The organism is Streptomyces sp. NPDC002499 (assembly GCF_053595415.1).
In genome coordinates, this window is sequence record NZ_JBSFXO010000001.1 from 594,864 (window position 1) to 608,940 (window position 14,077).

A 14,077-nucleotide genomic window follows, 5' to 3' on the forward strand; every position below is an offset into this window, starting at 1 on the left:
CGGCCCTCTCCCGAATCGGTGGTTGGTCCGTTTCCTCACGCTAGTCATCCGTCCGGCCGAGCGCGCGCCGAACCGGGCGGTCCGTCCCAGACTGGACAGGTGGCCCTTCGACGCGACGGACGGGGTGCGGGATGGCGGACGGGACGATGCGCGCGTGGGCGGTGGTCGAGCCGGGGCCGGTCGAGGAGGGGGCGCTCCGGCTCGTCGAGAAGCCGGTTCCGGTGCCCGGTGACGACGAGTTGCTGGTGCACGTGCGCGCGTGCGGGGTGTGCCGGACCGATCTGCACGTCACCGAGGGTGATCTGCCGGTGCACCGGCCGGGGGTGACGCCCGGGCACGAGGCGGTCGGCGTGGTCGCCGGGCTCGGGTCCGGGGTCGACGGTTTCGCCGTGGGCGACCGGGTGGGCGTGGCCTGGCTGCGCCACACCGACGGGACCTGCGGGTACTGCGCGCGCGGTGCCGAGAACCTGTGCCCTGCCTCGCGGTACACCGGCTGGGACGCGGACGGGGGTTACGCCCAGTACACGACCGTGCCCGCCGCCTTCGCCCACCGACTCCCCGACGGGGTCGACGACGTGGCCCTCGCCCCACTCCTGTGCGCCGGCATCATCGGCTACCGCGCGCTGCGGCGAGCGGCCCTGCCACCGGGCGGGCGCCTGGGCCTGTACGGCTTCGGGGGCAGCGCCCATCTGTGTGCGCAGGTGGCACTGGCCGAGGGCGCCCGCGTGCACGTCATGACCCGGGGCGCCGCCGCCCGGCAACTGGCGCTCGACCTGGGCGCCGCCTCCGCGCAGGACGCGTACGCGAGCCCGCCGGAGCCGCTGGACAGCGCGATCCTGTTCGCCCCGGTCGGCGACCTCGTCCCGGTCGCCCTGCGCGCCCTCGACCGCGGCGGGGTCCTGGCCGTCGCCGGCATCCACCTCAGCGACACACCGCCACTGCGCTACGAGACCGAGCTGTTCTACGAGAAGCAGGTGCGCAGCGTCACCGCCAACACCCGTGCCGACGCGAGGGAGTTCCTGGAGATCGCGGCCCGGCACGGCGTACGCGCCACCACGCACACGTACCCGCTCTCGCGGGCCGACGAGGCGCTGAAAGACCTCAAAGCGGGCCGTTTCGACGGTGCCGCCGTACTGGTGAACGACCTGTTCTGAGCGCCCGGGTGGCACGTCACCGGCGCGCGAGCGCGGCACCTCCAACCGCCTGCCCTGATCCCGGAGTTTGCGCCTCGGGGAGGCGAAACCGCCCCCTTCGCGCTGTACCGGGCCCACCGCCGCCCCTGTTGCCTTGTACAGGCGGTGCGTACCTGTCAGCCACCGCTTCGCCGCCTTCACCTCCGACCACTCCGCTCACCCCTGTACACCTTCAGGGAGGGAATGTGTCCGCCCCCGAAAGCGTCACCGACCCCGCCACCGACGAACCCGCCCCCGCAGACGCGGCGGCCGAACTCACCAGTCTCAGTACGCGGGCGGCGCGCCAGCTCGCCACGACCACCAAGTCCGAACCGCAGATGCAGGCCATCAGTTCGCGATGGCTGCTCAAGTCCCTGCCGTGGGTGGACATCAAGGGCGGCACCTACCGGGTCAACCGGCGCCTCCAGCTGCGGATCGGGCGCGGCCGGGTGCATTTCGAGCAGAACGGCGCCGACGACATCAAGGTCATCCCCGAGACGCTCACCGAACTGCCCGTGCTGCGCGGGTACCAGGACATCGATGTCCTGCGGGAGATCTCCACCCGCTTCCGGGTGCGCGAAGTACGGGCCGGGCAGGTCGTGTTCGAGGCCGGGCAGCCGGTCACGGAGACCTATCTGATCGTGCACGGCCGCTTCACCCGCTACACGGCGGGCAAGTACGGCGAGGAGGAGATCCTCGGGGTGGTCTCCGACGGCGACCAGATGGGCGACGAGGCCATCGGGCAGTCCGATCCACTGTGGCTCAGCTCGGTACGGGCGGAGACCTCTGGCGTGCTGCTGGTGCTCCCCTGGGACGTGGTCCGGGAGTTCACCGACCGGGTGTCATCGCTCGCCGAGCATCTGGAGGCGTACGCCGAGTCGCAGCGGCTGCCGATGAACCGCAAGGGCGAGGCCGATGTGCCGGTACAGGCCGGCCATGTGGGCGAGCCGACGATCACCGGCGGCTTCGTCAACTACGACCTGGCCCCGCGCGAGTACGAACTCTCGCTCACCCAGACCGTGTTGCGGGTCCACACCCGCGTCGCCGATCTCTACAACGACCCGATGGACCAGACCGAGCAGCAACTGCGCCTGACCGTCGAGGAGATCCGCGAGCGCCAGGAGTGGGAGCTGGTCAACAACCGGGAGTTCGGGCTGCTGCACAACGTCGACTACGGCCAGCGCGTGAGCACCTTCACCGGTCCGCCGACACCGGACGACATGGACGAACTGCTCGCCATGCGCCGTAAGACCAAGGTGTTCCTGGCGCATCCGAAGGCGATCTCGGCCTTCTTCCGGCAGTGCAACCGGCGCGGTCTGGTGCCGGGCACGGCGACCGTCGACGGCCACGAGGTCCCCGCCTGGCGCGGGGTCCCGATCTTCCCGTGCAACAAGATCCCGGTCAGCCGGCAGCACACCAGCAGCATCATCGCGCTGCGCACCGGCGAGGCCGACCAGGGGGTCGTCGGGCTCTACCAGACCGGCATCCCCGAGGAGTTCCAACCCGGCCTGAACGTGCGGTTCATGGGCATCGACACCGCCGCGATCATCAGTTACCTGGTCACCGCCTACTACTCGATGGCCATCCTCGTGCCCGACGCGGCCGGGATCCTGGAGAACGTCCAGATCGGCCGGACGGCCGACTGACCCCGGTGGAGTACGGAATGAGCACGCCCACGTCCACATCGTCCCTGCCCGGCCCGCCGAACCTCGCCCGCAGCGTCACCTCCCGGCGCACCGGGGCGGTCCCGGGGCTCAGGTACCGGCCCGCCGTCCCCGCCGATCCGGAGAAGGTCGCCGAGGTCGACCGGCGCCTTGAGACCTGGGCCCGTGGCCTCGACCTGTTCCCGGCGGCCTGGAAGGGGGACTTCTCGGGGTTCCAGTTCGGCCGAGCCGTGGTGCTCCAGCATCCGGGGGCGCTCGACCTGGAACGGCTCACCGTGGCCGGGGAGTTGCTGCTCGCCGAGAACCTCGTCGACAGCTGCTACTGCGAGGAGGACGAGGGCCGCGGAGCCTCCCGCCGCGGGCTCGGCGGCCCGCTGATCCTGGCCCAGTCGGCGATCGACCCCTACCACGGGACGCCCGCGCTGGAGGCCCAGTGGCGTGCGGGCATGCAGGCCGACGGACCGCTGCGCTCGTACCACTGGGCGGTCAAGGACTTCGCCGGCTTCGCGACGCCCAGCCAGACCGACCGCTTCGTGCACGACATCGCCCGCCTGCACCTGGGCTATCTCGCCGAGGCCGCCTGGGCGGAGACCCGGTTCGTGCCCCAGGTGTGGGAGTACCTGGTGATGCGGCAGTTCAACAACTTCCGGCCCTGTCTGTCGATCGTCGACGCGGTCGACGGCTACGAGCTGCCGGAGCCGGTCTACGCCCGTCCCGAGATCCAGCGGATCACGGCACTCGCGTGCAACGCCACGACGATCGTGAACGACCTGTACTCCTTCACCAAGGAACTGGCCGGCGATCCCACCCACCTCAACCTCCCGCAGGTCATCGCCGCCAACGAGCGGTGCGGGCTGAAGGCGGCCTATCTCAGGGCCGTCGAGATCCACAACGAGATCATGGCCGCGTTCGAGGAGGAGTCCGCGGTCCTGGCCGCCGTCTCCCCGCTCGTGGAGCGCTACGCCCAGGGCCTGTCCGACTGGGTGGCCGGCAACCACGAATGGCACGCCACCAACACCCACCGCTACCACCTTCCCAACTACTGGTAGGCGCAGCTCCGATGAACCATCAGCAGGACAAAGAGGAGTCACCGTTGACCATCGCCGCCGCCGGTACCCGGAACGCTCCGGTGCCGACCCAGTCCACGTACCAGACCCGTGTCGCGGACTACTGGAACGCCGAGGAGAACCCGGTCAACCTGGAACTCGGCCGGATCGACGACCTCTACCACCACCACTACGGCGTCGGGCCGGCCGACCGGTCGGTGCTCGAAGAGCCGGACGACGCCCTGCGGCGCGAGCGGATCACCGCCGAACTGCACCGACTCGAGCACGCCCAGGCAGAGCTGCTCGCCTCGCACCTGGGCCCGCTGACCCCCGCGGACCGCGTCTTCGACGCCGGCTGCGGGCGCGGCGGCGGCAGCGTCGTGGCGAACCTGCGCTACGGCTGCCACGCCGACGGCGTGACGATCTCCGCGAAGCAGGCCGCCTTCGCCAACGAGCAGGCACACCGGCGGGACATCGACGACAAGGTCCGCTACCACCACCGCAACATGCTCGACACCGGCTTCCCGACCGGCGCGTACGCGGCCTCGTGGAACAACGAGTCGACGATGTACGTGGAGTTGGAGCTGCTGTTCGCCGAGCACGCCCGGCTGCTGCGCCGCGGCGGCCGGTACGTCGTCGTCACGGGCTGCTACAACGACACCTACGGGCGGGCCTCGCGCGAGGTGTCCCTCATCAACGCGCACTACATCTGCGACATCCACCCGCGCTCGGAGTACTTCCGGGCGATGGCCCGCAACCGGCTCGTCCCGGTCCATGTGCAGGACCTCACCGCGGACACCATCCCCTACTGGGAGTTGCGCAAGGAGGCCGGCCACCTGGTCACGGGCATCGAGGAAACGTTCCTGAGCGCGTACCAGAACGGCAGTTTCCAGTATCTGCTGATCGTGGCCGACCGGGTCTGAACCACGATCAGCCCCTGGAGCGTTCGCTCGTTCCGGTGACCCTGGACACCGCTTGCGGGAAGGTGGTCGCCGGATCGAACAGCTCCAGTGAGCCGTGGGCGTGCAGCAGCCGCAGAGTGCGCTCGCGGCACAGCAGGGCGAACGCGCCGCCGCCGGCCAGGACGCGGCGGCGCAGGCGCAGCAGCAGGTTCAGGCCGGTGGAATCCACGAAGGTCACGGGCCGCAGGTCGACGATGTACGCCGGTGCGCGCAGCGCCACGACGGAGTCCAGCCAGCCGCGCAGCTCCACCGTGTTGGCGAGGTCGATGTCGCCGTGCAGTTCGGCGAGAAGCAGTCCGTCGGCGGCGGGAAGGACGCCTTCGTCGCCGGGCGGTGGCCAGCAGACCCTGCTGACGGGTTCCAGAATGTTCCTGTGCACGTGCCTCTGTCCCCGTTCCCTGCGTACCCCGCGTGCCCCGACACGGGCCGGCGCGGGGGTTGCTCCATCCCCGCCCCGCACCGGCCCGCGCCGGGACTCCCCCCGGTCGGCTCCCCCTTGAACCGTGGGCGATTCCTGTTCTACCTTCGCCACATGGTCGGGGCATCAACGGCCGCTCATCAGCGACACAACGAGCGGGCGGCAGATGGGCCGGGTGATGCGGAATGCGTCCGCACCTCGCGCTGATCGAGGACGAGCCCGACTTCGCACTGATGTGCCGTTCCTATCTGGAACGGGCCGGCTTCATCGTCACCTGGGCCATGGACGCGCGCGCCGGAAAGTCCGTGCTGTACGAGGGCGGTGTCGATCTGGCCGTCCTCGACCTGGGCCTTCCGGACGGCAGCGGGCTCGAGCTGCTGCGCGCGCTGCGGTCCACGAGCCGCCTTCCGGTCATCGTCGTCTCGGGGCGCGCGGCAGAGGCCGACCGGGTGGCGGGCCTGGAGATCGGCGCCGACGACTACCTGGTCAAGCCCTTCTCGCAGCGGGAGTTGGTGGCTCGTATCCACGCCGTGCTGCGCCGCTCGCAACCACCGGACGCGGCGACGGTGCTCCAGGTCGGCTCGCTGCGCGTCGACACTGCGGCCCGGCAGGCGTCGGGCGGGGACGTCCATCTCGTCCTGCGCCCCAAGGAGTACGCGCTGCTGGAGATGCTCGCGGCGGCGCCCGGCCGGGTGTTCTCGGCCGCGCAGGTGCTGGAGCGGATCTGGGGTTCGTCCTGGCAGCAGCCGGCGACGGTGGTCGAGCACGTGTACCGGCTGCGCGGCAAGCTCGCGGACCTGCCCCCGCCCGCCCCGCGCATCACCACCGTCCGGGGCTACGGCTACCGCCTCGACCCCTGAGCCCCTCGCACCGGCCCCCGGAGGTCCGACCGTGCCCGATGTCCCGGACTTCCGGCTCCTGTTCGACGCGACCCTGTCCCCACTCCTCATCCTGGACCCCGACTTCACCATCGTCGAGGTCAACCGCGCCTATCTGACCGCCACCCGCACCGAGCGGAGCATCGTGGGCAGGCCGGTCTTCGACGTGTTCCCCGACAACCCGGACGACCCGTCGGCGGACGGGGTCGCCAATCTGCGGCGGTCATTGGAGACGGTCCGGGCGAGCGGACGTACGGACACGATGGCACTCCAGCGCTACGACATCCCGACGAGTGAGGAGGGTGTCTTCGCCGAGCGGTACTGGAGTCCCGTCAACTCCCCGGTCGTCGACGCCGAGGGGCGGGTCGTCTTCATCATCCACCGGGTCGAGGACGTCACGGAGTTCGTGCATCTGCGCCGGGTGGGGCGCGAGCAGCGACGGGCGGTCGCGGACGCGCAGATGCGGGCCGAGGGCATGGAGATCGACCTCTTCGTGCGGGCGCGGGAGATCCGCGAGGTGAACGAGCAGTTGAGCCGGGCCAATGCCGAACTGGACGCGGCGGGGCGGCGGTTGCGGGAGGAGCAGCGGGCCAAGGACCGGTTCATCGCCACGCTCTCGCACGAACTGCGCAACCCGCTGGCGGCCGCGTCCGCGGCGACCGAGCTGCTGGCTCTCGACATCCCGGACGGCCATCCGGCGCTGTCCGTCCTGGAACGGCAGTTGGGCACGCTGGCCCGGATGAGCAACGACCTGCTGGACGGCACACGGGCGGTGACCGGGCGCCTCGAGCTGGTGCGCGAGCCGGTCGACCTGCGCTCGGTCGTCGACGGGGCGTGCGCCGACATCCGCGGTCTGTTCGGGCACGAGGGCCGCACGCTCGGCGCCGTCCTGCCGCCCGACCCGGTGGTCGTGGACGGCGACCGGCTGCGGCTGGCCCAGGTGCTGACGAACCTGCTGTCGAACGCGCTCAAGTACACCCGCCCCGGCGGTCACACGGAGGTCGGCCTGACCGCCCGGGACGGCCGGGCCCGCCTGACCGTGCGCGACGACGGCATCGGGTTCGAACCCGCCCAGGCGGAGGAGCTGTTCGGGGTGTTCATGCGGGCGGCCCCGGCCGGTCCCGACACTCCGGAGGGCCTGGGGCTCGGGCTCGCGGTCGTGCGGACGGTGATGCAGCTGCACGGCGGTGAGATCACCGCGCACAGTGAAGGCCCCGGCAAGGGCGCCACGTTCACGGCCCTCCTCCCGACCACCGACTCCACGGCCCCGCACCCTCCCCGCCCGGCGCCCCTGCGTACCGCCCCGCGCGCCCTGTCGATCCTGATCGTCGAGGACAACACCGATCTGGCCGCCACCTACCGCACCCTGCTGGAACGCCAGGGCCACCGGGTCGAGGTGGTGCACACGGGCGCCGACGCCCTCTCCACCACGAAGTCACGCCGCTTCGACGTCGCCCTGTGCGACCTGGGACTGCCGGACATGGACGGCTACGCGATCGCCCGCGCGCTGCGGTCCCGACCGGACGGCGCAGACCTCCGCCTGATCGCGGTGTCCGGCTTCAGCCAGGGCACCGACCGTGCGCTGTCCCGGGCGGCGGGCTTCGACGCCCACCTGACCAAACCGCTGCCCCTGACAGACCTGTTGGATCTCCTGGAGCACCTGGGCGAGTGACCGCAGCGTCTCGGCCGGCGGCTGATCCCATCGACTGCCCCTGAACCTCCACGACTGCCGTACGTCTTCCCCCTTGTGCCCCGCTGTGCTTGCCTGGTGAGCCGATTTCGGGCTCCGGGGCGGGAGTTGGTGCATGCGGAAGCCGTGGATCGTGGGGGCGCTGCTGTCCGCAGTGCTGCTGCTCGGCGCATGCGGGGACCCCGCGTCCGGACCGGAGGAAGCGCCGCCGACCCCCACTCTGCCGGGTACGCCCGCCGCGACCACCCACCAGCCGCAGCAGGCACCCGCCTCCCCCTCCGCCTCGCCGCGCGCCCGTCCCGCCGTGGCACCCCGGGTCCTCTACCTCGGCGACTCGCTCGCCATGGAGGCCCAGAACGTGCTCGGCGAGGAACTCCGCCGGGATCTGGGAGCGACGTACTCGAGCGCCCCGTACTCGGGGACCACACCGTGCGACTACCTGGAGGGCACCGGCGAGAAGTCGCTCGTCCCCGACTCCGCCAAGGCCGCGGCGCTGGTCCGCGCGCGGCATCCGGACTACGTGGTGCTGCAGTTCTGGGGCAACGCGTGGGCCTACACGTGGTGCATGGACGGGATCACCTACGACGCGTCTCAGAAGACGTACTTCGCGCGCTACGAGGCCGACATGCGCAGGCTCACGGAGCAGATCGCCGACGCGGGCGGGGCCCGGCGCCCGAAGATCGTCTGGGTGCTCCAGGGCCCCGACCCGATCACGCCGGACCGCGTCCGACGGGTCAACGCCCTCTACGAGAAGCAGGCCGCCGCCTCGGACGACCTCGTCGCCGACGCGGGCGCCACCGTCAGCCCGGCCGGGGCCCGCTACACCTGGACCCAGTACCTGCCGTGCACGGCCTACGAGCACGAACACCCCGCCTACTGCACCGATCCCGGCGACGACCGCACGGCCCTGCACTTCGGCAAGGACTACCTGCACTTCTGTATGGCCCCGACCACGTCCACGCCGAAGCCGTGCCCGGTCCGCTCCCCCGGCATCCTGCGGATCGGCCGGGAGATCACGCGGGTGATCGGCGAGGACGTGTCGTAGCGCCGAACTCCCGGCGGGTGACCGCCGAGGTGTCGGCGGAGGGGGCCCGGCGGCCTCCGCGTTTCGCCCGTACGGCCCCTCCCGGCGTGCCGACGTCCTGAGCTGAGGCGGGAATGGGGGCAGCGGACGGCCGGACGGAACCGGGAGGCACCATGAGCGCCCCGCAGGATCCCGGCTCGCACGGGTCCCGTCCGTCCCCGCGTGAACCGCGTCCGTCCCGGGCCGCCCGGCCCGGCCGGATCGCCCGCGCCACCGCTTCCGCGATCCTCCTGGTGCTGACCTGCGTCCTGGTCCCGGTCGCCCTGCTGGCCACCTGGGTGCACGACATCGCCCTCGACACCGACCGCTACGTGGCGACCGTGTCCCCGCTGGCGACCCGCCCCGGCGTACGGGACGCGGCCGTGCGCCGGATCACCGACGCCGTGGCCGTGCGTGTGGACGGCACTCGGGCCGTCGGGGACATCTCCACCTGGCTGGAGTCGCAGGGGCTGCCGCCCCGGGCCGCGGCCGCCGTGCGGATGCTGGGTCCGCAGGTGGACGACGCCGTGCACGAGGCGGTGAAGAAGGTGGTGACGCGGGTCGTGCGCAGCGACGCCTTCGCGAAGGTGTGGACGTCCGCCAACCGGACCGCCCACGACGCCGTGGTGCACGCCCTCACCGGCGAGGGCCGGGGCGCGGTGGGCGTCGACGAGGGCACGGTCACGCTGGGCGTCGGGGCGGCCGTCGACCAGGTGAAGAAGGAGCTGGTGGCCGAGGGGCTGACACCGGCGGACAGGATCCCGCAGGTGGAGAAGGAGTTGGTACTCCTGCGGTCCGACCAGCTGGACCGGATCCGCGGTGGCGCGCGCCTGCTGGACGTGGTCGGCAACTGGCTGCCCGTCCTGCTGGTGGTGCTCGGCGCGTCGGGTGTGCTGCTGGCGCGCGAACGTCGGCGCGCGCTGGCCCGTACCGCGCTGGGCGCGGCCTTCGCGGCGCTGCTCGTGGGGATCGCCCTCGTCGTGGCGCGCCGGTACTACCTCGACCATCTCCCGGCGCAGATCCAGTCACCGGCCGCCGCCGCGGAGATCTTCGACACCCTGCTCCGCTTTCTGAAGGCCGGCCTGCGCACGGCCGTCGTCCTGGGCGTGGTGATCGCGCTGGGCGCGTATCTGATCGGCCCCGGCCGGCTGCCGGTCGCCGTTCGCAGGACATCCGAGCGCACCGCGGACTCGGCGGCGACCTGGGCGTACGGCCATCAGATCCACGTCGGACGCGCGGGAACGCTGGCCCAGGCGCACCGCCGCTGGATCACGCTCGGCGCGCTGCTCCTGGTGGCCCTGGTCTTCGCCCTGTGGAACGACCCGACGGTGCTGACCGTCGTACTCCTCGCCCTGGTCCTGCTGGCGGTCCTCGCCGTGCTCGCTCTGCTGGCGGCCGGCGGCCGGGCCGTCCTCGCCGCGGACGCGGAAGGACCGGGCCGACCGCCGGAGGCCACCGAGCGTTAGGGCTGCGTGCGCCCCGCCACCGAGAGGGCTACTCGCCCGCGAACGCCTTCTCCAGGGCCGCGATGTCGAGCTTGCCCATCTTCATCATGGCGCCCATCGCGCGCGTCGCCTTCTCCGTGTCCGGGTCGCTGATCATGGCGTCGAGGCCGTCCGGCACGACCTGCCAGGACAGGCCGTAGCGGTCCTTGAGCCAGCCGCAGGGGCCGGGCTCGCCGCCGCCTTCGATGAGCTTGGTCCAGTAGTAGTCGACCTCCTCCTGGTCCGCGCAGAAGATCATGAAGGAGACCGCCTCGGTGAACTTGAACTGGGGGCCGCCGTTGAGCGCGAGGAACTTGTGGCCGTTGGCCGTGAACTCCACGGTCAGCACCGTGCCGGCCGGCTGCATGGCGCCCTCGGTGTAGCGGGCCACCTTGCCGACGCTGGAGTTCTTGAAGACCGAGACGTAGTAGTGCGCGGCCTCCTCGGCCTGGCCGTCGAACCAGAGACACGTGGTGAATCCGTCGGTGGTCATGTGTACCTCCTGGGCGGTGGAGCGGAGTGGATGGAGCGCGGTCTGCGGGACGCGGGCGCTGTGGCGAGCGTCGTCATCTGTATCGACCGGTCCGCGCCCCCGAACTCATCGGTCCGGCGACAGGTAATCCGGATGGCCGCGGCGACAGGTAATCCGGATGGCCGCGCCTCCGCCCCGAACTAGGCTCCCCACCATGACGTCTTCGCCTGCCGAGAGCATCCGTCCCTTCCGCATCGACATCCCGCAGCGCGACCTCGACGATCTCCACGACCGTCTCGACCGCACCCGCATGCCGGACGAGCTGCCCGGCACCGGTTGGGCCTACGGCGTGCCGGCGGACTATCTGCGCGAACTCGTCCGGCACTGGCGGCACACCTACGACTGGCGGGCGGCGGAGGCGCTGCTCAACGAGTGGCCGCAGTTCACGACCACGATCGACGGCTCGAACGTGCACTTCGCCCATGTCCGATCGCCCGAGCCGGACGCCACCCCGCTGATCATCACCCACGGCTGGCCGGGGTCGATCGTCGAGTTCCTGGACATCGTCGGACCGCTCACCGACCCGGTCGCGCACGGCGGCGACCCGGCCGACGCCTTCCACGTCGTGGTGCCGAGCATCCCCGGCTTCGGGCTCTCCGGCCCCCCAGCCGACACCGGCTGGGAGGCCGGGCGGATCGCCGACGCGTGGGCCGAGCTGATGCGGCGCCTCGGCTACGAGCGGTTCGGCGCGCAGGGCGGCGACTGGGGCGCCGCGATCTCCCGCGAACTGGGCCGGGCCCACCCCGACCGCGTGATCGGCGTGCACCTCAATCTCCTGCCGGGCGGGCAGCAGTCCACCGAACCGACCCTCGATGAGCTGGACGCCCTCGACACGGAGGAGCAGGAGCGGGCGCTGCTGTCGTGGCGCCGGTGGAGCGAGTGGTCGCGCGAGGGCACCGGATACGCCATTCTGCAGTCCACCCGGCCGCAGACCCTCGCGTACGCGCTCACCGACTCGCCGGTCGGCCAACTCGCCTGGATCGTCGAGAAGTTCCAGGAGTGGACGGACTCGGACCTGGTGCCCGAGGAGGCCGTCGACCGGGACCGGATGCTCACCAATGTGATGCTGTACTGGCTGACCGGCACGGCCGGTTCGGCGGCCCGCATCTACTACGAGCGGGCCCACGCCACCGGCCGCGCAGCCCTCCCCACCGAGCCCTCCACCGCCCCGACCGCCCTCGCCGTCTTCCCGGCCGAACCCCAACTCCCCCTGCGCCACAAGGCGGAGCGGACCGAGAACCTCGTCCGCTGGACGGAGTTCGACCGCGGCGGTCACTTCCCGGCGATGGAGGAGCCCGACCTGCTGGTCGGCGATGTGCGGGCGTTCTTCCGACAGCTGCGCGAGAAGGACTGAGGACGCGCTCTGCCGGTGGCGAATCTGCCACCGGCAGAGAATCCGCTTCGGCACGCCGACCTGGGCCAAGAGTGGAGTCGACGGCAACACCGCCTCGACGGAAGAACCCAGGAGAACCGATGACTTCACTCACCGCGCCCCGGGCCGAGGAGGGCGACTCCCCGCCCACCCGTTTCGACGACCATCTCGCCTCCCAACTCCTCGGTCAGCGGATCGTGTTCCTCGGGACCGAGGTCAACGAGACCTCCTCCAACCGGATCTGCGCCCAGCTGCTCCTGCTGTCGGCGGAGGACCCGCGGACCGACATCGGGCTGTTCATCAACAGCCCGGGCGGATCGGTGCACGCGGGGCTCGCCATCTACGACACCATGCGGCTGATCCCGAACGACGTGTCGACGCTCGCGATGGGGTTCGCGGCGAGCATGGGGCAGTTCCTGCTCAGCGTCGGCGCGGCCGGCAAGCGCTACTCCCTGCCGCACGCGCGGATCATGATGCACCAGCCGTCGGCCGGCATCGGCGGCACCACCGCGGACATCGAGATCCAGGCGGACAACCTGGACTTCACCAAGAAGACCATCGAGCGGATCACCGCGGAGCACACCGGCCAGAGCCCGGAGACGATCTCACGGGACGGCGACCGCGACCGCTGGTTCACGGCCGAGGAGGCCAAGGAGTACGGCATGGTGGACCGGGTCCTGGAGTCGCTCGCCGACATCCGCCCGGCCGCCGCACGACGACGGATGGGGCTGTGACATGGGGACCTACACGATTCCGAACGTCGTCGAGCGGACCCCGCAGGGCGAGCGGTCCTACGACGTGTTCAGCAAGCTGCTGTCCGAGCGGATCATCTTCCTCGGCACCGAGATCGACGACGGCGTCGCCAACGTCGTGATCGCGCAGCTCCTCCATCTGGAGTCGGCGGCCCCGGACAACGAGATCGCGATCTACCTCAACTCGCCCGGCGGCTCGTTCACTTCGCTGATGGCGATCTACGACACGATGACCTACGTCCAGGTGCCGATCTCGACGTTCTGCGTCGGACAGGCCGCGTCCACGGCGGCCGTCCTGCTGGCCGGCGGGGATCCGGGCCGGCGGTTCGTGCTGGAGCACGCGCGCGTACTGCTCGGGCAGCCCGCCAGCGGCGGCCGGCAGGGCACGGTCTCCGATCTGGCCCTCCAGGCCAAGGAGATGGTGCGGATCCGCTCGCAGGTCGAGGAGGTGCTGTCCCGGCACACCCACCACGACATCGCGACCCTGCGCGCGGACATGGACCGCGACAAGGTGTTCACCGCACAGGAGGCGGTGGCCTACGGACTGGCGGACGAGGTGGTGAGCCGGCGCCTGGCGCGCGTCTGAGGCACCGGCCCACGGGCGGTCTCAGGCGACCAGGCACAGTCCGTCGTACGACGAGCCGGCCGCGCCGCGGCTCCTGTGCTGGCGGCGGCTCTCGATCCGGGTGAGCTCGCCGTGCGCCAGCGACAGCAGGTCGCCGAGGCCGAGGCCCAGGGCGTGGGCGGCGGCCGCGAGGACCTCCGAGGAGGCCTCCTTGCGGCCGCGCTCCACCTCGGAGAGGTAGGGCATGGAGATCCGGGCCGCGTCGGCCACGTCCTTGAGCGTGCGTTCCTGGGCGAGGCGCTCGCGCCTCAGGACGTCACCGACCAGGTCGCGCCACAGAGGCTCTCTCGGCGCGGGCGCGACCGGGGTCACCGGCGCCCCGGCGGCCCGACCCGGCGCTGGGGAGTCGGCCGGCCGCGTGGGGCGCAGGGGGATGACTCGGGCTTCGTTCGGCGCTTGGCTGCTCACCCTCTTCAGCC

The 14,077-nt window shown here is 71.5% G+C and carries 14 protein-coding genes; 11 read left to right on the forward strand and 3 right to left on the reverse strand.

What is annotated here, in order from left to right:
• Nucleotides 1–146: 146 nt before the first annotated feature.
• The 4 genes from ACWD5F_RS02675 to ACWD5F_RS02690 all read left to right on the forward strand — a co-directional run bounded on the left by ACWD5F_RS02675 (nucleotide 147) and on the right by ACWD5F_RS02690 (nucleotide 4,805).
• On the forward strand, nucleotides 147–1,154 hold the full coding sequence (locus ACWD5F_RS02675) for a zinc-binding alcohol dehydrogenase family protein (RefSeq protein ID WP_451251018.1): 1,008 nt from the start codon (nucleotides 147–149) through the stop codon (nucleotides 1,152–1,154).
• Between the two features lie 224 nt (nucleotides 1,155–1,378).
• Entirely contained in the window at nucleotides 1,379–2,818 is a 1,440-nt protein-coding gene (locus ACWD5F_RS02680; protein WP_451250364.1) for a family 2B encapsulin nanocompartment shell protein, read from the forward strand.
• Nucleotides 2,819–2,835: 17 nt separating this feature from the next.
• The gene (locus tag ACWD5F_RS02685; protein ID WP_451250366.1) at nucleotides 2,836–3,885 is read left to right on the forward strand and encodes a family 2 encapsulin nanocompartment cargo protein terpene cyclase; all 1,050 of its coding nucleotides are present in this window, start codon (nucleotides 2,836–2,838) and stop codon (nucleotides 3,883–3,885) included.
• A 44-nt stretch (nucleotides 3,886–3,929) separates the two neighbouring features.
• Nucleotides 3,930–4,805, forward strand: a complete 876-nt coding sequence (locus ACWD5F_RS02690) for a geranyl diphosphate 2-C-methyltransferase (RefSeq protein WP_401723708.1) — start codon at nucleotides 3,930–3,932, stop codon at nucleotides 4,803–4,805.
• A gap of 7 nt (nucleotides 4,806–4,812) precedes the next feature.
• On the opposite strand, the gene ACWD5F_RS02695 is transcribed toward ACWD5F_RS02690, so the two are convergent.
• Nucleotides 4,813–5,223, reverse strand: a complete 411-nt coding sequence (locus tag ACWD5F_RS02695) for an STAS domain-containing protein (RefSeq protein ID WP_451250368.1) — start codon at nucleotides 5,221–5,223, stop codon at nucleotides 4,813–4,815.
• Between the two features lie 224 nt (nucleotides 5,224–5,447).
• Here ACWD5F_RS02695 and ACWD5F_RS02700 point away from each other — a divergent pair, with 224 nt between their 5' ends.
• The 4 genes from ACWD5F_RS02700 to ACWD5F_RS02715 all read left to right on the forward strand — a co-directional run bounded on the left by ACWD5F_RS02700 (nucleotide 5,448) and on the right by ACWD5F_RS02715 (nucleotide 10,359).
• A complete protein-coding gene (locus ACWD5F_RS02700) occupies nucleotides 5,448–6,122 on the forward strand; it encodes a response regulator transcription factor (protein ID WP_451250370.1) in 675 nt (224 codons plus the stop codon).
• Between the two features lie 31 nt (nucleotides 6,123–6,153).
• Nucleotides 6,154–7,812 (forward strand): ATP-binding protein, encoded by a 1,659-nt coding sequence (locus ACWD5F_RS02705; protein WP_451250372.1) that lies wholly within the window; start codon nucleotides 6,154–6,156, stop codon nucleotides 7,810–7,812.
• Between the two features lie 133 nt (nucleotides 7,813–7,945).
• Entirely contained in the window at nucleotides 7,946–8,875 is a 930-nt protein-coding gene (locus tag ACWD5F_RS02710) for an SGNH/GDSL hydrolase family protein (protein ID WP_451250374.1), read from the forward strand.
• Nucleotides 8,876–9,027: 152 nt separating this feature from the next.
• Nucleotides 9,028–10,359, forward strand: a complete 1,332-nt coding sequence (locus ACWD5F_RS02715; protein ID WP_451250376.1) for a hypothetical protein — start codon at nucleotides 9,028–9,030, stop codon at nucleotides 10,357–10,359.
• Nucleotides 10,360–10,387: 28 nt separating this feature from the next.
• Here the strand turns inward: ACWD5F_RS02715 and ACWD5F_RS02720 are convergent, their stop codons facing one another.
• Entirely contained in the window at nucleotides 10,388–10,870 is a 483-nt protein-coding gene (locus ACWD5F_RS02720) for a VOC family protein (RefSeq protein ID WP_401723691.1), read from the reverse strand.
• 193 nt (nucleotides 10,871–11,063) lie between these two features.
• On the opposite strand from ACWD5F_RS02720, the gene ACWD5F_RS02725 reads away from it, so the two are divergent.
• From ACWD5F_RS02725 to ACWD5F_RS02735, 3 genes are all read left to right on the forward strand, one after another.
• A complete protein-coding gene (locus ACWD5F_RS02725; RefSeq protein WP_451250379.1) occupies nucleotides 11,064–12,263 on the forward strand; it encodes an epoxide hydrolase family protein in 1,200 nt (399 codons plus the stop codon).
• Between the two features lie 119 nt (nucleotides 12,264–12,382).
• Entirely contained in the window at nucleotides 12,383–13,015 is a 633-nt protein-coding gene (locus tag ACWD5F_RS02730) for a ClpP family protease (protein ID WP_451250381.1), read from the forward strand.
• A gap of 1 nt (nucleotide 13,016) precedes the next feature.
• The gene (locus tag ACWD5F_RS02735; RefSeq protein ID WP_124001343.1) at nucleotides 13,017–13,619 is read left to right on the forward strand and encodes a ClpP family protease; all 603 of its coding nucleotides are present in this window, start codon (nucleotides 13,017–13,019) and stop codon (nucleotides 13,617–13,619) included.
• 21 nt (nucleotides 13,620–13,640) lie between these two features.
• On the opposite strand, the gene ACWD5F_RS02740 is transcribed toward ACWD5F_RS02735, so the two are convergent.
• Complete coding sequence (locus tag ACWD5F_RS02740; RefSeq protein ID WP_451250383.1) at nucleotides 13,641–14,066, reverse strand: helix-turn-helix domain-containing protein; 426 nt, start codon at nucleotides 14,064–14,066, stop codon at nucleotides 13,641–13,643.
• Nucleotides 14,067–14,077 lie beyond the last annotated feature (11 nt).